Origin of the sequence: Candidatus Methanoperedens nitratireducens (assembly GCF_000685155.1) — an archaeon.
Lineage (GTDB): Archaea > Halobacteriota > Methanosarcinia > Methanosarcinales > Methanoperedenaceae > Methanoperedens > Methanoperedens nitratireducens.
Genome location: NZ_JMIY01000005.1, coordinates 238,375 through 259,421 on the forward strand (window position 1 = coordinate 238,375; position 21,047 = coordinate 259,421).

Annotated in this window: 30 protein-coding genes; 2 read left to right on the forward strand and 28 right to left on the reverse strand. The window is 47.2% G+C overall.

All coding sequences use genetic code 11. The features are described 5' to 3' along the window. Positions 1–133 precede the first annotated feature (133 nt). Both ANME2D_RS11050 and ANME2D_RS11055 read right to left on the reverse strand, forming a co-directional pair. Positions 134–835: a DUF5803 family protein gene (locus tag ANME2D_RS11050; protein WP_048091613.1), complete on the reverse strand. Its 702-nt coding sequence runs from the start codon at positions 833–835 to the stop codon at positions 134–136. Further along, the gene (locus ANME2D_RS11055; protein ID WP_241763361.1) at positions 832–3,321 is read right to left on the reverse strand and encodes a bifunctional aconitate hydratase 2/2-methylisocitrate dehydratase; all 2,490 of its coding nucleotides are present in this window, start codon (positions 3,319–3,321) and stop codon (positions 832–834) included. The genes ANME2D_RS11050 and ANME2D_RS11055 overlap by 4 nt, the downstream gene beginning before the upstream one ends. A gap of 183 nt (positions 3,322–3,504) precedes the next feature. Here ANME2D_RS11055 and ANME2D_RS11060 point away from each other — a divergent pair, with 183 nt between their 5' ends. After that, positions 3,505–3,960, forward strand: a complete 456-nt coding sequence (locus tag ANME2D_RS11060; RefSeq protein WP_048091615.1) for a hypothetical protein — start codon at positions 3,505–3,507, stop codon at positions 3,958–3,960. On the opposite strand, the gene ANME2D_RS11065 is transcribed toward ANME2D_RS11060, so the two are convergent. Genes ANME2D_RS11065 through ANME2D_RS11075 form a run of 3 tightly spaced genes read right to left on the reverse strand, consistent with a single transcriptional unit; the run spans position 3,957 to position 7,328 of the window. Further along, positions 3,957–4,595, reverse strand: coding sequence for a hypothetical protein (locus tag ANME2D_RS11065; RefSeq protein WP_157834076.1), 639 nt, complete (start codon positions 4,593–4,595; stop codon positions 3,957–3,959). The two genes, ANME2D_RS11060 and ANME2D_RS11065, sit on opposite strands and share 4 nt — an antisense overlap. Before the next feature lie 58 nt (positions 4,596–4,653). Further along, positions 4,654–5,874, reverse strand: coding sequence for a hypothetical protein (locus tag ANME2D_RS11070; RefSeq protein WP_048091623.1), 1,221 nt, complete (start codon positions 5,872–5,874; stop codon positions 4,654–4,656). Continuing rightward, a complete protein-coding gene (locus ANME2D_RS11075; RefSeq protein WP_048091625.1) occupies positions 5,874–7,328 on the reverse strand; it encodes a hypothetical protein in 1,455 nt (484 codons plus the stop codon). The genes ANME2D_RS11070 and ANME2D_RS11075 overlap by 1 nt, the downstream gene beginning before the upstream one ends. Positions 7,329–7,437: 109 nt before the next feature. Between ANME2D_RS11075 and ANME2D_RS11080 the strand changes: the two genes are divergently transcribed. Then, on the forward strand, positions 7,438–7,641 hold the full coding sequence (locus tag ANME2D_RS11080) for a hypothetical protein (RefSeq protein ID WP_048091627.1): 204 nt from the start codon (positions 7,438–7,440) through the stop codon (positions 7,639–7,641). On the opposite strand, the gene ANME2D_RS11085 is transcribed toward ANME2D_RS11080, so the two are convergent. From ANME2D_RS11085 to ANME2D_RS11175, 23 genes are all read right to left on the reverse strand, one after another. Continuing rightward, positions 7,638–9,137, reverse strand: coding sequence for a hypothetical protein (locus tag ANME2D_RS11085; protein ID WP_048091629.1), 1,500 nt, complete (start codon positions 9,135–9,137; stop codon positions 7,638–7,640). The genes ANME2D_RS11080 and ANME2D_RS11085 overlap by 4 nt on opposite strands. Next, positions 9,130–9,273, reverse strand: a complete 144-nt coding sequence (locus ANME2D_RS18070; RefSeq protein WP_157834077.1) for a hypothetical protein — start codon at positions 9,271–9,273, stop codon at positions 9,130–9,132. The genes ANME2D_RS11085 and ANME2D_RS18070 overlap by 8 nt, the downstream gene beginning before the upstream one ends. Then, on the reverse strand, positions 9,270–9,629 hold the full coding sequence (locus tag ANME2D_RS11090) for a hypothetical protein (protein WP_048091631.1): 360 nt from the start codon (positions 9,627–9,629) through the stop codon (positions 9,270–9,272). Before ANME2D_RS11090 ends, ANME2D_RS18070 begins: the two co-directional genes overlap by 4 nt. A 3-nt stretch (positions 9,630–9,632) precedes the next feature. Then, positions 9,633–10,274 (reverse strand): hypothetical protein, encoded by a 642-nt coding sequence (locus ANME2D_RS11095; protein WP_048091633.1) that lies wholly within the window; start codon positions 10,272–10,274, stop codon positions 9,633–9,635. Positions 10,275–10,340: 66 nt separating this feature from the next. Next, positions 10,341–10,763, reverse strand: coding sequence for a hypothetical protein (locus ANME2D_RS11100; RefSeq protein WP_048091636.1), 423 nt, complete (start codon positions 10,761–10,763; stop codon positions 10,341–10,343). Then, on the reverse strand, positions 10,744–11,193 hold the full coding sequence (locus ANME2D_RS11105) for a phage virion morphogenesis protein (RefSeq protein WP_048091638.1): 450 nt from the start codon (positions 11,191–11,193) through the stop codon (positions 10,744–10,746). Before ANME2D_RS11105 ends, ANME2D_RS11100 begins: the two co-directional genes overlap by 20 nt. Further along, on the reverse strand, positions 11,193–12,905 hold the full coding sequence (locus tag ANME2D_RS11110) for a hypothetical protein (RefSeq protein ID WP_048091640.1): 1,713 nt from the start codon (positions 12,903–12,905) through the stop codon (positions 11,193–11,195). The genes ANME2D_RS11105 and ANME2D_RS11110 overlap by 1 nt, the downstream gene beginning before the upstream one ends. A gap of 108 nt (positions 12,906–13,013) precedes the next feature. Continuing rightward, complete coding sequence (locus ANME2D_RS11115) at positions 13,014–13,550, reverse strand: hypothetical protein (protein ID WP_048091642.1); 537 nt, start codon at positions 13,548–13,550, stop codon at positions 13,014–13,016. 345 nt (positions 13,551–13,895) lie between these two features. Beyond that, positions 13,896–14,033, reverse strand: a complete 138-nt coding sequence (locus ANME2D_RS18075; protein ID WP_157834078.1) for a hypothetical protein — start codon at positions 14,031–14,033, stop codon at positions 13,896–13,898. Then, the gene (locus ANME2D_RS11125; RefSeq protein WP_048091646.1) at positions 14,030–14,224 is read right to left on the reverse strand and encodes a hypothetical protein; all 195 of its coding nucleotides are present in this window, start codon (positions 14,222–14,224) and stop codon (positions 14,030–14,032) included. The genes ANME2D_RS18075 and ANME2D_RS11125 overlap by 4 nt, the downstream gene beginning before the upstream one ends. A 2-nt stretch (positions 14,225–14,226) precedes the next feature. Next, positions 14,227–14,382, reverse strand: coding sequence for a hypothetical protein (locus tag ANME2D_RS18080; protein WP_157834079.1), 156 nt, complete (start codon positions 14,380–14,382; stop codon positions 14,227–14,229). Between the two features lie 59 nt (positions 14,383–14,441). Continuing rightward, positions 14,442–14,801: a hypothetical protein gene (locus tag ANME2D_RS11130; protein WP_048091648.1), complete on the reverse strand. Its 360-nt coding sequence runs from the start codon at positions 14,799–14,801 to the stop codon at positions 14,442–14,444. Then, entirely contained in the window at positions 14,782–16,065 is a 1,284-nt protein-coding gene (locus ANME2D_RS16965) for a DNA methyltransferase (protein WP_052368868.1), read from the reverse strand. The genes ANME2D_RS11130 and ANME2D_RS16965 overlap by 20 nt, the downstream gene beginning before the upstream one ends. Continuing rightward, on the reverse strand, positions 16,043–16,264 hold the full coding sequence (locus ANME2D_RS18085; RefSeq protein ID WP_157834080.1) for a hypothetical protein: 222 nt from the start codon (positions 16,262–16,264) through the stop codon (positions 16,043–16,045). Before ANME2D_RS18085 ends, ANME2D_RS16965 begins: the two co-directional genes overlap by 23 nt. A 45-nt stretch (positions 16,265–16,309) precedes the next feature. Continuing rightward, the gene (locus tag ANME2D_RS11140) at positions 16,310–16,504 is read right to left on the reverse strand and encodes a hypothetical protein (protein ID WP_048091650.1); all 195 of its coding nucleotides are present in this window, start codon (positions 16,502–16,504) and stop codon (positions 16,310–16,312) included. After that, entirely contained in the window at positions 16,501–16,881 is a 381-nt protein-coding gene (locus tag ANME2D_RS11145) for a hypothetical protein (RefSeq protein WP_048091652.1), read from the reverse strand. The genes ANME2D_RS11140 and ANME2D_RS11145 overlap by 4 nt, the downstream gene beginning before the upstream one ends. After that, positions 16,878–17,045, reverse strand: a complete 168-nt coding sequence (locus ANME2D_RS18090) for a hypothetical protein (RefSeq protein WP_157834081.1) — start codon at positions 17,043–17,045, stop codon at positions 16,878–16,880. Before ANME2D_RS18090 ends, ANME2D_RS11145 begins: the two co-directional genes overlap by 4 nt. After that, the gene (locus ANME2D_RS11150) at positions 17,042–17,497 is read right to left on the reverse strand and encodes a discoidin/SUN/FTP domain-containing protein (protein WP_048091655.1); all 456 of its coding nucleotides are present in this window, start codon (positions 17,495–17,497) and stop codon (positions 17,042–17,044) included. The genes ANME2D_RS18090 and ANME2D_RS11150 overlap by 4 nt, the downstream gene beginning before the upstream one ends. A 6-nt stretch (positions 17,498–17,503) precedes the next feature. Next, entirely contained in the window at positions 17,504–17,857 is a 354-nt protein-coding gene (locus ANME2D_RS11155; RefSeq protein ID WP_048091657.1) for a hypothetical protein, read from the reverse strand. A 33-nt stretch (positions 17,858–17,890) separates the two neighbouring features. Beyond that, positions 17,891–18,160, reverse strand: a complete 270-nt coding sequence (locus tag ANME2D_RS11160) for a hypothetical protein (RefSeq protein ID WP_157834082.1) — start codon at positions 18,158–18,160, stop codon at positions 17,891–17,893. Positions 18,161–18,192: 32 nt separating this feature from the next. Next, positions 18,193–19,302, reverse strand: a complete 1,110-nt coding sequence (locus tag ANME2D_RS11165) for a phage major capsid protein (RefSeq protein ID WP_048091662.1) — start codon at positions 19,300–19,302, stop codon at positions 18,193–18,195. 9 nt (positions 19,303–19,311) lie between these two features. Beyond that, the gene (locus ANME2D_RS11170; RefSeq protein WP_048091664.1) at positions 19,312–19,776 is read right to left on the reverse strand and encodes a hypothetical protein; all 465 of its coding nucleotides are present in this window, start codon (positions 19,774–19,776) and stop codon (positions 19,312–19,314) included. Positions 19,777–19,778: 2 nt separating this feature from the next. Further along, on the reverse strand, positions 19,779–21,014 hold the full coding sequence (locus ANME2D_RS11175) for a hypothetical protein (RefSeq protein ID WP_157834083.1): 1,236 nt from the start codon (positions 21,012–21,014) through the stop codon (positions 19,779–19,781). Positions 21,015–21,047 lie beyond the last annotated feature (33 nt).

The window sequence follows — 21,047 nt, forward strand, 5'->3', positions numbered from 1 at the left end:
CTCTGCTGAGGCAGAGAATGATTTTTATAATTAAAATTATATTAACCGCAGATGAATTCGGATAAAATCTGCGTGTATCTGCGTTTTCTTGTTCTTATATTTCTTGTGCCAGTAAAACGAGAAGCCAAAATATCTACTCTTTCACACCTTTTTCCATCATTTCGCGTTTTTTCCTCAATGCCGTCATGCTGAACTTATAATAGCTATAGATTATAAGAGCGGCGATAAGAAGGAATACCAGGAAATAGAGCAATGCCGCGGGAGCACCCTTGTGATAATAATTTACTTTTATTTCTTTATGCTCGGGATAGGGATTTTCCCAGATAAGCACTTCCCTGCCCCAGTCGTCAGTGATGATAGAGTCGGGTTCGGGAGACGTAATGCCTAAGAGCCTGGTACCTGTTGTGTAATCTACTGGTAAAACGATCCTGACACTTCCGTTCTTTGTCAGCGGACGGCTAAAACCCTGACCATCTGATTGTGTGAATGCTATAAACCCGGAAAAAGGTACGTCAAAATCAAAGCGTGCATAGGTTCTTCCAAAGCTTGTCTCTTTAGATACATTAAATATGACATCATTTCCTGAACTATCTACTACAACTGGACTCCTGAAATTCATCTCCCCGCTATCCTCGACAGGGATTTTTACTTCAGTTGCATTGGTAACACTATCTACTACCTGTATGACTGAGCGATTGAGATAAAAGATAGTGGTATTATCAAGACCTGGAAGTTCATACTCCTCCGGGCTCCCTGTTTTGATCTCAGAAGAAACACATCCTGCCGCAAGAACTGAGAGCAGAATAACCAGAATCAGAATTCGACCTGATCTCATTGTTGCACCAGTATGATATCCGGTTCGATCCGCAGCAAATATTCCTCCATTGCAGGGATCCTCCCGAGCGCTGCTGTAACTGCGGCAAGTACAGAAGAGCCGAGATAGACTTTCGCATTTTTTCCCAGACGATTATCAAAATTGCGTGTGGATGTTGAGAACACGACTGAATTATCAGCCACCCTTGCCTGATTTCCCATGCAGAGGCTACACCCCGGGATCTCGATTCTGGCTCCAAGAGCCCTTAATACAGAATACTCCCCGCTCTCACTGAGCCGCTTCTCAATAAGCCTGGTTGGCGGAGCTATCCACAGTTTTGATAGTATCTTCCCTTCTTTGCCGATTATCCTGGCAGCCGATTGGAAATGATCAATCTCTGTCATGCAGGAACCTATGAAGACCTCATTTATTTTCTCCCCTTCTACTTCAAAGAGCGGTCTTATATAATCAGGGTCATTCGGACACGCAAGCAGAGGTTGTGTTATCTCTGATAGATCGATCTCTATGATATCTGCGTATTCCGCATCCTCATCTGCTCTGAGCAGACCCGGGTTTGAAAGCCATTCTTCCATTGCACTGATCCTGTTCTTAAGTGCTCTTGATGCGTATCCTTCATCTACCAGTGAGCTTAGAATGGATATACTTTCTCTGAGATACTGCGCAACCTTATCCTGTGACAGGGCTATGACAGCAGCCTCGGCTGAGCGCTCGGCTGAGGCATTCGTAAGTTCAAAAGCCTGCTCTACCGTAAGATCAAGACCCTCAATCTCCAGGATTTTTCCATTGAAGATATTCTTCTTGTTCTTCTTATCAAGTGTAAGTTTTCCAGATCTTAGTGAAAAATAAGGGATAGCGTTGATAACATCGCGTAAAAAGATACCCTTTTTGAGTTTCCCTCTGAATCTAACAAGTACGCTCTCTGGCATATCAAGCGGCATTATGCCAAGTGACGCAGCAAATGCAACAAGCCCGCTTCCTGCAGGAAAAGAGATCCCGATAGGGAAACGTGTATGACTGTCGCCCCCTGTCCCGACGGTATCGGGCAGGATCATGCGGTTTAACCATGAATGGATTATGCCATCACCTGGCTTGAGTACCACGCCGCCCCTGTCCTTGAAAAACTGGGCGAGTTCTTTGTGCATTATTCTATCATCAGGTGTGGGATAAGCTGCTGTATGGCAGAAGGACTGCATGACCAGAGGTGCCTGGAATTCCAGGCAGACAAGTTCTTTTATCTCATCCGCGGTCATCGGGCCTGTTGTATCCTGGGACCCTACTGTGGTGATTTTGGGAGTACATGATTGCCCCGGCCTCACCCCGGGAAGACCGCACGCCCTTCCAACAATCTTCTGTGCAAGGGTGTATCCTCTGCTTGAGGTATCAGGTTCTCTGTGTTTCAGGAACAACTCTTTATTTACGGTCAGACCCAGCGCATCCTGTGCTCTCCCTGTAAGCTCTCTTCCGATTATGAGAAGAAGCCTGCCCCCTGCCCTGTACTCATCAGGAAGCGTTTCAGGTTCGAGGCTAAATGCTGTTACTTCATGCCCGTTCTCATCAAGTATCCTGCCATGAGTGAAATCTATCGTGATAACCATACCGCTTTTTATGCCTGATACATCGCACCTGATAGGGATGGCACCGCTGTCGCGTGCTGTATTAAAGAAAATAGGTGCGATCTGGCTTCCCAGAGTAACACCGCCTCTGCGTTTATTCGGGACTCCCGGGATATCTTCACCTATCCACCACATAAGAGAATTCATGGCCGATTTCCTGCTGCTCCCTGTTCCGACCACATCTGCAACAAAAGCAACCGGATATCCTTTCTTTTTAAGTTCCCCGATCTCAAGAAGTGCCCCAGGATAGCGTGATTCAAGCATAGAAAGTGCATGGAGCGGAATATCAGCCCGTGTTCCTGCACGGGATGCGGGAGAGAGGTCATCCGTGTTGACCTCACCCGGGACCTTAAAGACCGCCACTTTTAAGGAATCATGAAATCCGGGACTTTCTGTGAACCACTCTGCCTGTGCCCAGCTCTTAAGAACCCTCTTAGCCCGCGGATTTGTCACTGCAAGCTCCCTTATCCTGTCAAAGAAGCCGAATATGAGTATTGTACTGGAAAGTGCACAGGCGGCAGCGTCACCAAGCTCATTATCTTCAAGCAACTCTATCAGGGTCTCGATATTGTACCCACCTCTCATCTTCCCCAGCATCCCGACAGCATCAGAGGGAGAGAGTATCTCTGATGATCTCTCGCGAAGTGCGATGCTTCTTAGAAGCTTTGCCTTCTCAAGCGCGGCAGGGTCCACACCCGATGGAATGTGTTCTTTTAGCAGTTTCAGGATGAATCCTTCTCTGCCTGCTGGCGGATTGAGTACAAGTTCAGATAGCGCTTTTACCTGCTCTGCATTCAGGGGAAGGGGAGGGATTCCCGGTTTCTGCCTCTCTGTTATGTGTTCCTGATAAGATTCAAGCATTAATGTAATCACGCTTTCATAAAAGGAGATTATGTTCTATTAGCCCTACAATTTTGTTAAGTTTATTCATGTTTTTTTAATTTGACAATAAGATTATGCACGCTTAATATTTAAGCCTGATTACTCAGGCAGAATATTTCCTGGAGAATACTTAAATATATATATACCCGGACTTAATAGATTAATGTGGTGATTATGAGCAGTATGTGGCTTGTCATGTTGATTGTATCTCTTTCTTTAGTTGCAGCATTGACCCTCACAATATCTGCTCTCACGGTTGAACAGGATCATGAAAAATCGTATCAGAAGGAGATCAAAATCGCTTTGAGCAATACTGATATCTCAGATTATATCCGGTCTGTTGAGGTCTTGCCCCCTGAGCAGCTGCAGGAAAAGTGCGGTAGTCTCAATCCTAGTCTTTTAGGTTGTACTGTCTCTATGTTCAACGATACTACAGACGAATTTGAGTATGCAAAGATATACCTCTCTGATTTTGCGAATTACCTCGGGTGCAAGACGTTCAGCCGCGTGTTGTATCATGAGATCGGACATATGGATTACTCTTACTATTATGGTTCAGGTGGTAACGAATCTGTAAGGGAGCGGGCTGCTGATGACTATGCAGACCGTTTTGTAGTGGATATGTGTTAAGTTGTCGGTGGCAAAGTAACTGTCCCCGTCCCGCCGCCCCCATCATTTTCGCAAAGTATATACATTGTTTTATCAAGGGTAATAGCTGTCTGTGCGCTGTAATCTCCAAACGCAATGTGAACTGTCCCGGAGGGTATCAATGCCACAATACCGGCGTTGATTGTTTGTTTGGCTTGTGCCCATGATGAACCATTGTTCGCATCACTTCCAGCCAATTTAACATAAATATGATTTGAAGCATCACCACCCATATGTAATGAATATATATCAGAAACACTACTAAATATAGTCCATGAAGATACTGCTGAATCAGAAGATATATCTCCGTATTTTTTATACACTGTCGCGGCGCTGCCCGTTGTAGTCCTGACCCATGGTTGTCCACCATTTTCTTCAACATAAACGCCTATATAATCTCCTAAATCAACAGGGATATATACATCATTCGTAAAAGTATTTAATCCTGAATTTAATGATTTTAGCGCAGATTCTCCAACAAATTTCATTGTGGAACCGACGATTCTAAAAATCTTTAGCTTCGCTTTTCCTCCACCAAAAGGACCGACATGAACACACCAAGTTTTAATCGCACCGTCTCCAGAAATTGGAGTACGAGCGAATATAGATGTAGTCATATTAGTATATCCGCCGGACCCACTATCGATACACGGATCTCCGCCACTTATCGTCATTTTATCCCACCACTATCTTTATTTTTTTACCGCTAGCTACGTGCAATTCCATATCGCCTGCATTATTTTTGAGATACGTGTTCGAATCAGCAATGCCAATCTCTCCATTCACTTCCAATTTTCTACCGGGACTCGTTGTACCGATACCGACATTGCCTCCGCTGTCTTGAAGGACAAGATTCATTCCAGTCTGGGTATTATAGTCATGTGCCAATATTCTTCCAAATCCGTATACTGTACCTGGTGCTTGCAGAAGAATAGCTTTCCTGTTAGCGCCCCCTCCGTTACTGACAATGAACCGTGCTCCTGTATCTTTTGCTACTTCAAGCGGTTCGTTTGGATTCGTTGTACCGATACCGACATTGCCAGATGGATCGATCTTCATATGGGTTACACCTTTCGTTTCAAGTAACACACTGCCACCTGTACTATCAGCAGTTGATAAGTACAAGTTCCCGAGCTCGCAGAGAGCAACCATATCGTTGCCAGTCGTGTAAAGTTTACCCCTCCATGTACCGCTTTGTTTAAATTGTACTGCAGGATCGGTCTTTTCAATGGAAAGGTTGCCGGACATTATGTTACTACCGCTCAGATTCAGTTTTGCATTAAGTGCGTTCTGCAGATCCGTCTGATTGCTCAGCGTGCCGGTGATTGCACCCCACACAGCAGCGCCTGTGCCGATCTCCTGCCACAGATCGTTTCCCTTTCCGATATACAGCTTGTCAGTATCGGTAGCCCAGTATGTTGCCCCCTCCTCCGGGGTTGCTGACTTGGAAGCATCCAGTCCCCGGGGCAGTTTTAATCCGTATGCGAGATCCCAGACATTCACAGGCGACTGCGCTTTGGTCATGAAACCGCCCACGCCGACGATATCAGACTTGCATAGCCCCTCATCATCAGTCACATAGTCCCAGTTCCTTCCAGTGATCATGCTCACGATAGACTTGTTTGTGCCCATTGAGAGATTCTGAAGCATCGTGTTATTTCCGCCGTATCTCCAGAGATAGTTACCCTCACCGCCGCCTGCGACGATCTCGACATCGTTGTAGTATGCTTTCCCGGTGCCGTATGTCCGCAGGTTGATATCCTTGTCAGGTGCAGCCGTGATATCAAGCCCGATCCGTGACATGATCCGATCAAGGATGAGCTCACGGTTGTTTTCCATGAACTTCAAGAATGCTTTTTCCAGCGCCTGCTGCTGTTCATTCGTGTAGGGTTCCATTAGTCTTCATACTCCCAATCGTAGTTATATTGCTGAAGCGTAAGCGACTCATGCACTCCCTTGCCTGCAAAACGATATTCTTGACGAATACAGAAAAAGTCCGTGGCTGCTGCTGCCAGCTCATCATAGATATTCACAGTCTTGCCTATCAGGTCAGTGTAATCGATCCAGGAAGGTAGCAACTCAAACGATGCTGTAATCATAGGGGCATGGTACATACGAACCTGCTGGATAGCATAATCGTCTGCATCGCCCTGTGTTGTGATATCGTTCTTCAGCAGCGCTTTTGCTTTCGTGCCGTAGTCGTTGATACTTTTTCCTGCAATCGCAAACGTACATTCATCAACGGTGATCTTGCAGCCTGAGAAGCTGTTCACCTCGAAAGCTTTCACAGCGCCGCCGCTGAGTGTCGCAAAGCGGTTGTTTGAGAAATGGAATCTTGTGGAATATGCAGGCACTTCCAGGAAGAATCGCTCGTGGATCTCTTCAGGTGGAACACCATCATCAGCGCCGTTGATCAGGACGTTACCTGTCTTGTCAGATCCTGTTGTGTTTTCTATCTTGATCCTCAGGTATCGCCTCTGTGCAGGCTGATTAGTCGCATAGAATTCTTCCGAGTTGGTAGGTATGCTGGTCTCTACAAGGATCTGTGTTGTAGCCTCCTGTCCTGGCACGGTCCTGTATAATTTGCTCTCAAGGCCGCCAGAGCCGTACACCCTGCATACGTTCAGCAGCCTTGAGTAATCTTTCTCTAATGTTTTAGGCGCTGCTAATTGAAAATTCTTGTATATCTTTGTTGCAGCTTGATCAGTGTTCACCATCTGCGGAATTATGTAAATGTAAAATTCGCTTTGCAGTGCATCTATCTTTACAGCCCATTCCCCGATATGTACTGTCTCTTCGATATCTAAAACTTGCGTCAGGTCCTGCAGAGCTGCAAGGATGGTTTTGCCTGTATAGTCCCTGCTGATCTGTGTACCGAACAGACCCGCATCGTAGTAAGGCAGCTTAGAAGTATCGTATTTGTAGATCGCCTTTTTCGTGATACCGTAATCATTAGCGATTCGGCACAGGTCTGTGAAAATTGCATTTATTGTCTGATCTGTATAATCAGCGCCGTCATCTGGATCAAGTATAACGCCTGCAAGCTCTTTATCCCATGAAACTCCTGTTACTGAAAAGTTACTTTTGTTGTTGCCTTTGAAGCGGTAATCAGGATCTCGGATGAAGCCATCGAAGATCTTCGTAGAATTTGCATATAAGCGCACAGGCCGGATCTTCTGAAGCTCTGTATCCAGCGAAGAGCGCTTACTCTCTATTCGCAGCATATCGCCTGCGAAAATATCCCTCTGGAGAGTAATTATTGCGGAGCGCTGGCTGTCGTAGACTGATGAATAAGAGCCTGAGCCGAAGCCGTCAGGGCTTTTTACATATACCTGCAGATCAACTGACATTGTTTAAGATATTCGCCTGTCAGTTTAAAAAGCTGAAAAAGAATATTATGGGTTATTTTCCAGGAAATAATGCAAAATTATATATATGATAAATAATTTAATATAGAGCATGGAACAGAAAGATGTTGAATTGGTTGAAGCAATCCCATTCCCATGGATTATAGTGCCTATAGTTTTTGGAATCCCTGGCGGGATCACTGCCTATCTCGCAACTCATGATAGAGATCCTGAACAGGCCCGCGTAATGCTTGAAACAGGGACTGGAATATCTTTTCTCTGGCTCTTTTTCATTGTGGTGTGGTATTTCTTCTAAGTCACGTTTCCACGGTTTATCGTTGTCACTATTTTTTCTTCCATCAGTCGCTCAAGCGTCCGTCCGTCCAGCTCTATGTTGATGGTCTGCTGCATAGGCATATATGGTCTTTCAGGTTCGAATTTTGGCCTTGGCGGCAGGGCTAACACCTGTTTCTTGATTTCTGCCCCCTGAACCTTGGCAAGCGATTCTTCAAGCGTCCTGGAAGGCTGGAATGTAGCACCGGGTATTACGGAAGGCGTGGGCACACCGGCGCCGGTATATGAGCGCATCCTTACCCCGGTCGCAGCAACATCTGCCGCCTTCGTTCTTTCTGTGTTGATCAGCCGCTGTATCTCAAGCTCCTTCTGCTGATACTCAGCTTTCGCTTTTGCTGCAATGATCGCATCCCCGTCTGCATCAGCCTTTTCCCATGCAATCCTTGCGCCGTCCTGCTCGATCTTGAGTAGATCTCTTGCATATCTCAGCCGTTCCTGCTCGATAAGCTTGGCCTTCTCTGCCGCAGATCCGGGGCCTGCTGTAATGGCTGCAATGGTTGCCTGAAACTCAATCTGACGTTGTTCTGCACGCATTGCTGCAGATCTCATTCTTTCCTGCAGTGTCTCGACCTCACGTCTGAGCCGCTCAGCCTCCTCACGGGCATTGCTGAAGTTTGAGGTCAGCGAATCACCAAGAAGATCGGTTGCTGTCTGTGCCCTGGCTGCCTGAGTGGAGAGATAGTATAGCCCCCCAGCAAGAGCAGATAATATCAGCAGTTCCGGCGCCATCGCTCTTATCCTGGCCGTCGTCAGCATTGTAGCGATCTCTACTTTCTTGAGCTGTGCGATCATGTTGGTAGCGAACTTCACAGCCAGGGGTATCTGCCCGACCATCGTTACCCCGATCATTCCAAGCGATATGTTAGCCCCCATGTTGGCCTTATCGAGATTGTTCTGTGATCTCACGAGTTCATTGTTAGCTATGAAAGCTTCTCTTGAGTTCTCGCCATACTTCGTCACGGCTTCATTGTACCGTACCTGTGCGCTTGCTAATGTGGCCTGAGCATTTGCCACGTTGAGCTGGGAGATCTCGATGCGGTCAAGAGATGCCATGAAGACCTGCCCCATATGTCCGACTTGCTGCAAACTATGAGCGGATGCAGAGATACGGTCTGCGAATGATTGAGTAGCCACGGCGGCCTGCTGATTAGCTGTGGCGACCTGTTGAGTGACTGTCACTGCACTTTGCCCGGATGCCTTATATTCTTTCCACTCAGCTCCGATACGGCGGATAGCTGCAGTATGTGCATCAGCATGTGATAGGCCCTGTGCAAAGCCTTCTTTCATGTAAGGCCCCATCTTGCCCTTGATGAACTGAGCCCAGGACATGGTTGCAGCTTCTGCCTGCTTGATGTTGTTTGTTAGATTGTTTACGTCTGCTGCTGCTGAATCTAATGATTCAAAGCCTTCCTTACGCGCTGATATTTTTACAACGATATCCTTTATTGATTCAGGCATAATCTTGCTCCTCTTGCTGCGGTTTTTCTCTTTCTCTCATGCTGTTCAGCACCATCATGTAAGCTGAAAACGGCAGGTTCAGCACGTAATCAAGCGGCTGACCCCATTTGATCGCTATCGTTGCTATGCTGTTCACGAATTGTCGCTCTGATTCTTCGACACTAAAGGGCTATCGCCTTCTTCTGCTTCTGTCTGAGGGAACAGCGCGACCAGATACAGATCCAGCTCTACCCCGAACTGGAAATAAAAAACAACAGCGTTTGCGTCTATCGCTTCTTTGATCTCTATAGGAAGCTTTGCCCTCTCGATAAGCCGATCTGCAAGCGCCATCACCGCATTGTTCTTGAGCTGGACAGCCTCAAGCGATGCACTGCCGTAGCCGCGCAACACAGCATTCAGGAGATCGAAATCTGCAACCCGGGGGCAGGGTAAGGAGATCTCCTTACCTGCAAACAGGATCTTGAGATCCTGCCCCTTGAGATACTTCAGCATTGTTTAGGTCACCGCCATGACCTCAACCGGCGGCTTGAACGAAAAGTTGAAAGTTTCATCATGCTTCCCGCCGACATTCAAGCTGCCTCTCGTTCCAAGGAACTTCACCTCTGCTAAGATCGTTCTCTCTGCCTTGGTAAGATCAGGCTTTGCGTCCTGTATTGCAAGCAAGCAGGGAGTCTCAGAATCAGCATAGCCTTCGATCAGCGCAACCTCAGTCTTGTTGTTCCGCAGCAAGCTTACGCTGCCAGTACCTTTCCTGGAGACAAGATCTGTAGTTACTACTGTGCTGTTGAGTTCTTCCCAGTCGTCTGTAGTGGCATCCGTGCTATACTCAATGCCCTGCTGTATCCTCATATCCGCTTTTGCGGTTTTTGGATATATAATCTCTATAACGCTGTTAGCAATACCTGTTGCCGTGATCACATATGTTTTTGTCCCACCTGTGACCGAGGTGGGTGTAACCTTCGCCCCGTTTGCATAGACGCGGTGATACGGTTTGTTGTTCGCATCTGCCACGGTATCAAGCAGCGGAGTATCTGTTACCACAAAATCAGTCTGATTACCTGAACTATCTGTATAAACTTCCTTTCGGCATTCATATAATTTGACCCATGCATGTTTTGCTCGTGTTGGCGCTACCAAATATTATCACCTATATGAATAATATTCGACTGTAGCGTTATAAAGCTGAAAAAAGGAAATGAAAAGTCAATTATCAACGAACACAACGATCCGCGCTTCCAGCCCGGTAACGATCTTGTTCTGCAGCAGCGTGCTTGTGATCCTGCTGCTGTAGCACTGCGCATCTGCTGCCTTTCCGTTCAGCGAAGGATCAGCACGGATAAGCGCCTTAAGCGCATAGTCCTTCTTGTTTAAGTTGACCTCATGACCTGTATAATCGAGGTAATACACCTCAACCTGATAAGTGAGCGTGTCTTCTGTCAGCGCCTCATCAAGCTCTGATTCTTTTGTTTCTCTCTCGATCTTTGCGATAAACATGCACGGAAAAACAGCATTCTCAAGCGTCATGGTGTTGAGATATACATTTCCCGAAGCGTCCGCAAATTCCGCATCCGCTATGATCTTTGCTTTTATAGCATCCGTTATATCATTATACTTTGTGTTTGTCATTAATTGAGTCCTCCACAGCCTTTAAGAAATATCCTGTAAGCGCATTTTCAGTGAGTGGATCCTCTACAGTACTTCTCAGGAAGCTTCGTTGCGGTATCGTCCTTGTACCAAACTCGTGATACGCGGCTATCCTTGATCTGTTTCCGAACACACCGACAAGCGCGACATTGCTTTTCAGGTGTCCGTAGTCTGCTGCGATCTGTGAGCGCATGAGACCGGTATCGATGAGTGGTGTGCTGCTGCCCTTTCTCCTGATAGTTGCCTGTTTGAGCGGCGGCGGGATTCCTCTTGTGATCGCGTCTTTTGTTTTCCGCTCAAGGAACATTGCAGATTTCTCAAGCGCATGCCTGACGTTAGTATCAAGCCGCTCATGAAATCCTGCAATATCTTTTGCGACCTCGAATCCTTCGACCTCGATCTTCAGGAGCATCAGTATGCTAGCCTCCCGCCGGTTTGTCGTTCTAGGTCGCTTGATAAATATGCTAGCTGCCAGAAAAACGCGCCTGCAAGCGTAGTGTCTGATGCCCAGCCGCCATGAAGACCTACGCGCCAGCCAGATCCCCCATAAAAATAATCCGTGATCTTTGTTGTGGCGCTAGCACCGACCGCAGCAGGTAAGAATCCTCTGCTTATCTTATGTAGCGTGCTCTGCCATCCGTTTGATGGTGGCAGGGCGATACCCAATGCAATATATCCTGTGGCTGTATTATCTGCGAATGTGGAATCGTTGTTCGATACATAAGGTACACGGTCATTGATATTGATACCATCAACCCATTTCAGTATGTGCCCGTACCAGTTCTCGATCCCTCTGTATGACATATACGAGCCGACTACACCGGCGCCGTTATCTACGTTGTTGGTTCCGTTCCCGTCCGAATTTGAGATGCCAGTATAATTTATGGGGTTGTGTCGGTTGTAGTTTAACCAGGACGCACCCCCCCAATCCGTCAGACCCTTACCTATCGCGCTCTGCGAATTGAACGAGGCATACTCAACAAGATACAGCAGTTGTATCGCTAAGATCAGATCGTAATCCTGCTGCCGCCATCCTGCTCCACGGTTCTTCGCTGCTGCTCTGAAATTAGCTCGTGTGCCGTAATTGATAGGTGCTTTCCCGCTCACTGATGCAAGCTTATCACCTGTTGTTGCAGTCCAGTCTTTTTCGGTCTCAACTATTGCTGAAGCAGTCTCGTCTACGAGATCTTCTTCAACTGTGATGCTCTGATCGCCTGTCGTGGCCACTGTGAATGTGCCGTTGTTGTTCGCAGTGCCTGACACCTTTATTTTATCTCCTACCTGCAACGGCGTGTACGGGTTGGTCCTGTTTGGCTGCGTTATAGTCTTTGTGGCTGCTGTGAATGTCGTTTGATCGAAAACTGGATCGTACACTCCATTTGTGTACCGTGATGCGGAGACATCATACATGACGCCTTCATATGCGCCGATATACCTTGCAGATACGTTCACCCCGTTCTTGACGAATGCAGGATGTAAAGTGAACCCGGCCTTCGCTACCGGGCTGATCTCCCATAAATGAACGCTTCCGTCATACAAATACCGGTAATAGAAGGCAGGCATTTCGACCATGACCTGGCCGTCCGTGCCGTCGATGTTTGCAGGAGAGCCGTCTGCCTTTTTCGTCGAATCAGCCGGGTCAAGGTAATACTGCACAACCCCTGCATCATTGAGAATGCAGCGCTTCATAGCTGCCTGGATCGGAAGTACTGCATTGCCGGGACTTGAGCCGACCGCAGTGCCGTGAAGCGTGCCCGTCCTGGCGTATGCATCTGCTGACTCGTCCCAGGTCACGCCGTACTGTACTATAGGATCAATCGTTCTGATCATCGCCGCCATATAGTATGCAGTAGCGCCCATGTATGTGATCTTCTCAACGCTCATGATCTCCCAGTCCACACCATCATACGTGATCCTGTCGCCCACGCTGACCACCTGCGAAGTCTTGAAATGCGCTATGAAGTCGCCGACCTGAATAAGCCCCTGCTTAACATACTTAGCGTCTGCTGAAGCTATGTTCAGCACCGCTTTGATATCAGTCTCGAACCCATATATGCCGACACCGATCTTATTTTTATAGACTATGCTTGTCCCGTACTGCTCAATAAGATTATCGAAGTTCATTTTACATCCCGAACACAAAAGCCAACACCAACGCTACAAACGCTGTGGCTGCCAGTATCTTTGCCAGGTTCTCTAAGTCCTTTTCATCACGTATGATCCGTATCTGCATCAATGCCACCTCTCGATATTGTCGTTCTCTGTCGGTGATATCGCCATCTCTGGAAACCCGCGTCTGAACTTCTGAATGAAATCAAGCATCCGTGCACGGTAATAGATATCCTCTTTCGCAAGTCCCAGCACAACGTCCACGAGCTTCATCATGAAATCATGCTTGTAAGGATACGAATCATGAAAGTTCGCGCGGATGTATTCTTTCGTGAATTTCTCAAGCTCTGCAAGGCGCAGATCATCGTACCTGTAAGCGTCCTGATCATAGTGCTTCACCATTGCGCTGTGCGCAAAGTCGATAGCTTTCAGGATGGCTTTCTTGATCACGTCCTGAAAGAACTTTCCCCGTACATGGTGATACGGGTTATAGATAAAGCCGTCCCTGGAGCTATTGTCACCTTCCAGGTATTTTGGATTGCGCTCACTTGCAGGATTCCAAAAAACTATTTGCTGCCCGTTCTCCTGTACTATTTTGGAGAGATCCTCGATAGATACCTCCCCTTTGTTATATTTTTCAATTGCTTCTTGTATATTCAACAAATCACCCGCTTGTAACCATATCTGCCATTATTATCTCGCTCCTGAAATATATATCATACCAGTCCTTGAAATCGTACTCCTTGCGAGCAAGCCTCAAAGCCTGCTTTTGCCTGTCTGTATAATACGAACACTGCACTCACAGGCGACAGGGGCAGCGTCTACGTTGCACCCGTTTGTCATTTCTGCAAAGAATCCACTTATCAACTTTGTAAAATATCACCGCTCCCGCAAGATTCGCTATCGCTGCTGCCGTCCAGTATCCTGCAAATGCAAAGTATGCAGTTGCCAGAGCCAGGATCGGGGTGCTCAACTGCCACCTAAGGAGATAGAGAAGAAAGCGGTTCATAGCGGTTTTGGTTCTCCTGTATATTTTCCGTTCTGCAATCTCAAATCGACTATGAAGCTGCCTTTTGGTATGCTGCCCCTTGGTGCTCTTTTTTTCTCAAGTACAGGCAGCCACTCTTTTCCCAGGAATATCACAATGTCACCACTGCCGCATGGTTGCACTGTATCAGGTGCCCGAAAAGCTCGCCCGGGTATGGCAGGAATCCGTACTGCAGCGCAAAATCAGCCTGACCGCACAACATGATAGCATTGCGTTCAGGCGTACCGTTCTGACACTGCATTATGAAAATATTGCAATCCGGGACGATATCGTACATCGAGAGCATGATCACATATTCGCTAACGCATTCCTCAGTCCTGCAAGTGCAAGACCTGCTAAGAATAGCTCGTAGCCTTTTTCCGCGTTCCCTTCTACCATGACGTAGTACGCAGCGCCTGCAAGTGCAAGACCTGCTGCAATGTATGTTTTATAGCCTTCTAACATTTGTATCACCAGGAATAACATTATAATGTGTAGTCATAAAGCTGAAAAAAGCAACAGCTTTACAATGTGAATTCACACCAGCGTTTCACCTCATCCCCTATAAGCAAGAAATCCCTCTTGTTGGTCAAATCCGCTACTTTTATTTCATTATACGGATCATCCCCTCGGACGATGCACACCTCAATTTTATAATTAGTATCTATTGAATTAAAGACATTAGATAATATTCTCAAAACCTCTAATTGAGAATAAGGCATGTGTTCAGTGATGTGTTTAGATTCGATCAACCGTATAGCTTTTTTAGAGCGTTTGAATTGCAGACAGTCAATATTTATAACAGTCATCTCTTTTGAGAGGCTGTTCAGGTATTTGTTAAAATCAGAGCCGAAATAATTCCGCTCAGTAAGCGACCGTGACATTCTGTACTCTCCTTTGTATAGTCTCGATGTGCGCTGTGTCTTTTTCAATTGCAATCCCTGTGCGCTGTAGTTTCAATGACATAATTAATGTGGTGCCGCTGCCAGCCATTGGATCTAGTATTGTCTCTCCGGTCTTTGAGAAAGTGTTTATTAGCGGTTCTAATTCTTCTTCTCCCTGCTGCCATTCATGGTTTTCTTTCTCTCGCCCCGACCCTTTTAGCACGTCCTTGAAAGTCTGATCTATCTTTTTGAATGGTGCCTTCTGGAATATCAGTATAGGTTTCCACTGACACACTGCATTACGGGCGTGCACTATCTGAGTGTTTCCGTTATGCACTAAACTAACAGTCCAGTAATAGATGAGTTCTTTAGATAGGTACTCAAAGACTTTATGTAGATGCAGTTCTCCCGAATACGCAATTAAAAAACCAGACGGCTTTAAAACCTTTTTAGCAAACACTGCCAGATCTTGCCATAGAACCAGGAACTCAGCAGGGTATGGCGGATCTGTTAGAATCAAGTCTATACTTTCTGGCTCAATGTCGGCATTACGGAAATCATCATGAATGATTCTGTATCTTTTAGTTACGGATGAGAGTTCAAGAAGCCTATCAGATTCTGCCTGTTGTCTTGCTTGTTTTTTCTCCTCTTTTTTTATCTCTTTATAAGCCTCGTTGATAGAAACTTCGCCCTTCAATGCTTTTTGTTTAAGTTCTTCAGGAGCTTTCCTCAATATCTGCAGGCCTTTGGATACTGTTGACTTCCCAATATCTGTTTCTTCGGCTATCTTTTTAGTGGTATTGACTTTGTAAAGAGCCTTTTCCAACATTGGAAAAGGCTCTTTAGACTGTTGTACTAAATCGAAGTTACCTGTATTAGTTTTAAGTTTTGATTTCGCATGTTCTTTCAATTCGAGAATATCGTGTTTCTTAGAAGCTAGATCAATCTTTACCAACGTTAGTATGTTCCTTCTACCAAGCTGATTATTGATTATCCATACCCTGACATCATTCCTATCAGCAAACCCGTTCTTCTCCACGGTTTGAAAAGGAATGCTGTGCTTCGTGCAGATCTCATAGCGGTTATGACCATCTATGATTATGCCGTTCCATGTCACGATTGCATCACGACAGCCATCTTCTGTGATATTCTTTTCAAGTTGTGAGAATTCTTCAAAAGAGAGCGGCGGGATCAGCGACTTAAATTCAGGATCTATACTTAAACGCAAAGATTTAATAGATTCAGTCCCTTCTATCACTTGCATCACCTCTTTTGTGAGTTGGTGTTGCTGTGTCCGCTGTACGTCCCTGGCAGGTTGGACAGCGGGCGCAATCGTGTTCAAAATCCATTACATGGCGCAAGAGGAGCTCTATATACAGAGACCTGTTAACAAGACCTCTGCGCCTATCTATCTCTATCAGGACTGACTCTTCAAGAGAGTGTCCCGTAATTATTTTAACCATTCAAGATATTATATGATTGAGAAGTATATAAAGCTGAAAAAAAGATTAGAATACTCTGGTCATCACGACAAGTATAATGAAACTGATTATCCCGATGCCAGTTTTAAACCTGACCGTACACTTCTCTTCTTCATTCAACCTCTTGCTAATATCACGAAACTGCTTCTTTCCCTCTTCAAGTGATATCAGCACGGAATCCATTTTTTGATCAAGCCTGATAAGAAGATCGTGATCGTTCATCCGTTCACCTTCCTGAGATACCACCTGTCACGTCTCTGTGTGCCGTGCGACATTATGTACGCCTCTATGTTCTTTCCTGCACTCTCGGTGAGCTGTCGTATCGCCTCGTCCGGATCTTCTGAGGTTGAGATATCGCCGATCCTGATCGAGCTAACAGGCTTGGAGCCGTCAAGCTGCCCTCTGCGGACCACCCCGGCTATCGAGAGCTTCAAGGAGGCTGCTTTCAGGTCATCGTCAGATCCGGGGGCCGAGATATTCGCAAGCCGAAGCTGTGATACAATATCGCGGTCTGCCTGGTCGATGATCGCCTGGAGTATTGCAGAGGATAGGGGAGAACCAGTCAGGCTCACAAGCTCGGCTGTGGTGCTGTATGTCACTTCGGTGCCTCAAGTGCTGTAGCTGTAGCTGCTGCAAGCTCTTTCTCGGACTTGTATGTAGCATCTGCTTTCTTGTTCGCGGCTATCCTAGTCTGGTCTTGCCAGTATGCTATCCTCTCCTCTTCACTCAATCCAAGACTTTCAAGCTCAGCGTTGGTGGTCATGTCCCTAATTCCCAACCAAGTATCTGATAAAATCGTGCGTTCGTGGTTGACGCGTCTGTATTGGTAATACGAATACGAATGTATCGGCCATATACAACCCTGTCGACGTTGCGCAGCGCTTCGGTAGCGTTGGTAACATCATCTGACCTCAAGCTCTGGAGCACCCAGTTAACCCCATCATTCGACGCTTCTACATAGAAATAAACTGAGCCTGCAGTTCGCCAAACCCCCATAAAATAGTGAATGAGATAGACACTAATGCGCCCTGTATCTATTCCAACGATACCAACGGCACCGCCAGCGACCAAAGTGGTTACACCAGTACCTGTCACCGTGCTAAAATTTCCGTCAGTACAATTAGCTAAATCGGTTGGGGCTGTGTCCCAACCCGACGCTGTTGGTACAATCCCTCGAAGGATGTTCACCGGTTTGCTCGCCGTGTAGTCAGGCATCGTCCATCACCTCTTCACAACGAGTCTACAGTACACACCGCTAAATTTATTGTCAGCGTCCAGAGTGCCCGCATATCTCACTTTCAGTCTAGTGCCGAGCGTCAGCCCATCTACAGTGATATAATCCGAGGTGGTCGCTGTCGATATCGCTATTCCGGGATATGTGCGGATAGTTGCGCCTGATGTCGGTTCTATCACATCGAGATAGAACGTGAGTACAGGACTGCCTGTTTTTGTGCCGACCCTGATAAGCACATCAGCATGGTTAGCATCGAATACAGTGTGCACAGGCTCGCTTGAGCTGCCTGCAGTCACAGTCGCATTATTCAGTATGAGTGTATCCAGTATTGGTTCTGACATTTTCTTATAGCCTCCTTCTTGTTTTCGTTTTTTTCAATCCCGTCCTTTCAGTTTCCTGATATCCACACCATTCACTTTCGGAAGTGTGTTTGGATCTACAGGCGTTGTATCTATCAGGTATGTTTCAGGATCGTTCCTGCCTTCACCCTCAATACCCACATTGAGATCTTCAAGCGAGTACTGCTCACCTGTTGCAGCGAAGCCTGATGAGTCCTTGAGCGCCTGCTCACGCTGACGCTGCCATTCCCCATTCAGTTCCTTGTGAGTTCGTGACGTGATCATGTTGTAAGAAAAAAGGGGCACGAAGCCCCTGCCTCCTGCATAGTAGCTTCAGCTTATGTCAGCCACTTACATCTAGCAACTGCGTTTGCGTGCAGGTAATTCACGTCACACCGCATTGTCACGGTGATGGTGTGCAGCTCTCTCACGATATCGTCTATGCGGTTCACCGTTCTGTCTCTGCGCATCGCTACACCGCAGCCGCGCTTCGCCTCCAGGACTATTGCACCGGTATCTGTATTGGAGTTGTACTCCCACGGATATGAGCCGTCCACGGTCGAAGAACCGTTATCCGTGACGAACCAGCGCATTCCAAGGAGCGGTGTTGGAAGCACGCCCTGGATAGTGCCGGATGCACCCGGACCGCCTGCATAATACGGGGTCTGCAGTACAGTGTTCGCCATGAGGTCAGCCTCGAAATCGCTGTGCATGATGATCGTGTCTGAGAAAAAGCCGTCGTTCTTGTTCAGCTTCTTGGCCTGCCTCAGAACTGACAGCGCCGTGCCCGGAGTTGCGCCGCCAGTGATCGTGGTCACGTTGCCTGCATTTGTTGCCAGGGCTGTGAGTGCGTCATAGTTGAGCCTGTTCTCAACCGCTGCACCCGCGTAGTAGATCTCCTCCGCCACAACGTCTACCAGTCCGTCTTCGATCATCTCGAATGATATGCGAGGTTTGACACCATACTTCACTATCGTGAAATCTCGATAGCCGTAGTCCTGTGTCCTGTCAGGGATTTCAGCGCCCTCAGGGACAACATCAGCGTTGCGCTCGGTCTCGCCGAGGGGCACGCGCAGAGCATTTGACTTGCACGGATACCATGCAACCCCTGCGTCTCTGATGACCTTGAATTTCTCAGCGCCTGCAACGACTGTTCTCATGACCTCTTCCTGGATGATCGAGGTTGACTCGATGGCATCTGTGAGCAGAAGTTCTCTTGCCTGGTATCTGGGAGCTGTCGGATCGTCTGACATGAAATCATCAACCTTGCTTGCGCCCATCTCGACAGGCAGCCTTCTGATAATATCTCTGCGTCTCTTGCTGCCAAGTCTCTCGCCTGCATGGTCTATCCTTGCGATCTCAAGCAGTTGCGCTAACAGGCGTACATGCCTGTCCTGTCCTGCATTCACACTTCTGTGCTGCATTGGTTCTATATTAATTTCTTTCATTTGTATCACCTACGCATTATTTGCTGCTGTCAGATGTCCCGGTGCGACTTCCATGAGTCCGGTTCCGCCGCCTGCAATGTCGTCAATCGCAATGCCTATCTGGTATTTGACCACAGCGACCGCTCCCGCCTCTACCAGCGCTGCAGCACTCACTGTTCCTTTGACTGCGTTATCGTTGTCCTCAAGTGCGTCGCCTGCATCTATGCCTGTAGTATCGTCAGCGTTTGCGACGTACACCCAGCAGCCTCTACACGCTACTGCAACCTCATCACCGCTTGAGACGCCGTAGAGAGCAACGCCGATCGGCATTCCTGTCGAGCCTTTGACCGCAGGTATTACCTGCCTGCTCACGCCTGACGATTCGAAGGCAACGACCATGCCTGCTGTGATCGCTGCACCTGCTTTGAAATTCTTGATGTTATCCCCGCTGTGGAGGACATGTCTAATTGTTGGAAATGCGTTTATGTCTGCCATGATTATTCACCAAAATCCTTTGCGGAGAATGCCGGGAACTCTTCGTTATCCAGCTCGACCGCTGTTCTTTCTGCCGACACGGGAGTTGTTATCCTGGTATGGATCACTGGCTGTTTTGAGAGCTCGGCTATCTGCCTCTGAAGTTCTCTTACACGGCCGTCGTGCTCCATCTCGGCTACCCGCCTGATCAGGTCTTTGTTCGAGGCCTCAAGCTCTGCTATCTTGGCCTTTGCAGCTTCAAGTTCTGCGGCTGCCTGGTTCGTTTTCTGTTTCTTGACTTCCTCAAGCTGCGCCTCTAGTGCAGCAACGTCGGAACCCTTGTTCTTTACCGCCTCGGAAAGTTTTCTTTCCAAGACATCTATAGCGGGGTCTGTACTTGATCCCCCGGCTCCTTCTTTCTTATCCAGCATGTTTTCACCTTTGGATGAATGTGATACCGCTCCTGCGTTCTCTTTTTCTTTTTCTTTTTCTGCTTTCATACCCATGTTCTTCATCATGTCCTGCATGTCCTCATCGATCATGTCAGGATTAGATTTCATGAATCCAAGCATATCTTTCATCTGTTCTTTTGTATATTCTGCCGTAGTATCAACTCCTTCGTTGAATTTGCATATAGTGCAGGCGCCCTTTCTGACTGTAGCAGCGCCCATAAAAATAAGATCGGTTGCAAGCATCCGCTTGTTTTCCTTTTCCTTATCCTGCTGCGGATTGATGAACATCTCACTTGAGATATCCGTGATCTTGCCGCGCTTGAGCAGCGTTGATATGTCCTTTCCGTTCTGCGTCGGGAATATGCGCACATCGCCAAGCCATCTAGCCGGATCTTTCTGGAATCGTGGATTTTCTACGATACCGATTTCATTCGTGAGCGGTAGGCGGTCGTATATGTCGTGATCCATCTTCACTGTCATGCGCTCGAACTTCATTTTCTCAAGCTCTGATGCAGGGTAGTGAGTGGCTTTCCTGCTGTGCGCATCAGTCCATGTGCCTTCAGCGATCAGCGTAACGTCATGGAAAATCGTATCGCCTGTTTTCGGATCTTCTGTGAACTTCACGGACTGCTTGAATGCAAGCGCCACGGGCTGCTTATTCGGACATGCGCTGTTCTGCTTGCTATTGCCTTCAGCGTCGGCCTGCATCTTCCCACATACTTTCTTAGCGACTTCCTCAGAGTACCCCTGCTCTTTCATCATGTGCGTTACGCACGCTTCAAAGTCCTGAAATTGTCCTATAGGCACATACTAATATTTTTTGTATGTACTTATATAGCT

Bases quoted from the DNA above. Each gene is read 5' to 3' on its own strand.
- ANME2D_RS18090 (WP_157834081.1), bottom strand. From the start codon at position 17,045: ATGACCACCAACGCTGAGCTTGAAAGTCTTGGATTGAGTGAAGAGGAG.
- ANME2D_RS11155 (WP_048091657.1), bottom strand. From the start codon at position 17,857: ATGTCAGAACCAATACTGGATACACTCATACTGAATAATGCGACTGTG.
- ANME2D_RS11085 (WP_048091629.1), bottom strand. From the start codon at position 9,137: ATGCCTGAATCAATAAAGGATATCGTTGTAAAAATATCAGCGCGTAAG.
- ANME2D_RS18080 (WP_157834079.1), bottom strand. From the start codon at position 14,382: ATGTTAGAAGGCTATAAAACATACATTGCAGCAGGTCTTGCACTTGCA.
- ANME2D_RS11050 (WP_048091613.1), bottom strand. From the start codon at position 835: ATGAGATCAGGTCGAATTCTGATTCTGGTTATTCTGCTCTCAGTTCTT.
- ANME2D_RS18085 (WP_157834080.1), bottom strand. From the start codon at position 16,264: ATGGTTAAAATAATTACGGGACACTCTCTTGAAGAGTCAGTCCTGATA.
- ANME2D_RS11140 (WP_048091650.1), bottom strand. From the start codon at position 16,504: ATGAACGATCACGATCTTCTTATCAGGCTTGATCAAAAAATGGATTCC.
- ANME2D_RS11080 (WP_048091627.1), top strand. From the start codon at position 7,438: ATGGAACAGAAAGATGTTGAATTGGTTGAAGCAATCCCATTCCCATGG.
- ANME2D_RS11130 (WP_048091648.1), bottom strand. From the start codon at position 14,801: ATGTCACGGTCGCTTACTGAGCGGAATTATTTCGGCTCTGATTTTAAC.
- ANME2D_RS11165 (WP_048091662.1), bottom strand. From the start codon at position 19,302: ATGAAAGAAATTAATATAGAACCAATGCAGCACAGAAGTGTGAATGCA.
- ANME2D_RS11100 (WP_048091636.1), bottom strand. From the start codon at position 10,763: ATGACAAACACAAAGTATAATGATATAACGGATGCTATAAAAGCAAAG.
- ANME2D_RS16965 (WP_052368868.1), bottom strand. From the start codon at position 16,065: ATGCAAGTGATAGAAGGGACTGAATCTATTAAATCTTTGCGTTTAAGT.
- ANME2D_RS11060 (WP_048091615.1), top strand. From the start codon at position 3,505: ATGAGCAGTATGTGGCTTGTCATGTTGATTGTATCTCTTTCTTTAGTT.
- ANME2D_RS11125 (WP_048091646.1), bottom strand. From the start codon at position 14,224: ATGCTCTCGATGTACGATATCGTCCCGGATTGCAATATTTTCATAATG.
- ANME2D_RS11105 (WP_048091638.1), bottom strand. From the start codon at position 11,193: ATGCTCCTGAAGATCGAGGTCGAAGGATTCGAGGTCGCAAAAGATATT.
- ANME2D_RS11150 (WP_048091655.1), bottom strand. From the start codon at position 17,497: ATGCCTGACTACACGGCGAGCAAACCGGTGAACATCCTTCGAGGGATT.
- ANME2D_RS11090 (WP_048091631.1), bottom strand. From the start codon at position 9,629: ATGCTGAAGTATCTCAAGGGGCAGGATCTCAAGATCCTGTTTGCAGGT.
- ANME2D_RS11065 (WP_157834076.1), bottom strand. From the start codon at position 4,595: ATGACTACATCTATATTCGCTCGTACTCCAATTTCTGGAGACGGTGCG.
- ANME2D_RS11075 (WP_048091625.1), bottom strand. From the start codon at position 7,328: ATGTCAGTTGATCTGCAGGTATATGTAAAAAGCCCTGACGGCTTCGGC.
- ANME2D_RS11070 (WP_048091623.1), bottom strand. From the start codon at position 5,874: ATGGAACCCTACACGAATGAACAGCAGCAGGCGCTGGAAAAAGCATTC.
- ANME2D_RS11110 (WP_048091640.1), bottom strand. From the start codon at position 12,905: ATGAACTTCGATAATCTTATTGAGCAGTACGGGACAAGCATAGTCTAT.
- ANME2D_RS11170 (WP_048091664.1), bottom strand. From the start codon at position 19,776: ATGGCAGACATAAACGCATTTCCAACAATTAGACATGTCCTCCACAGC.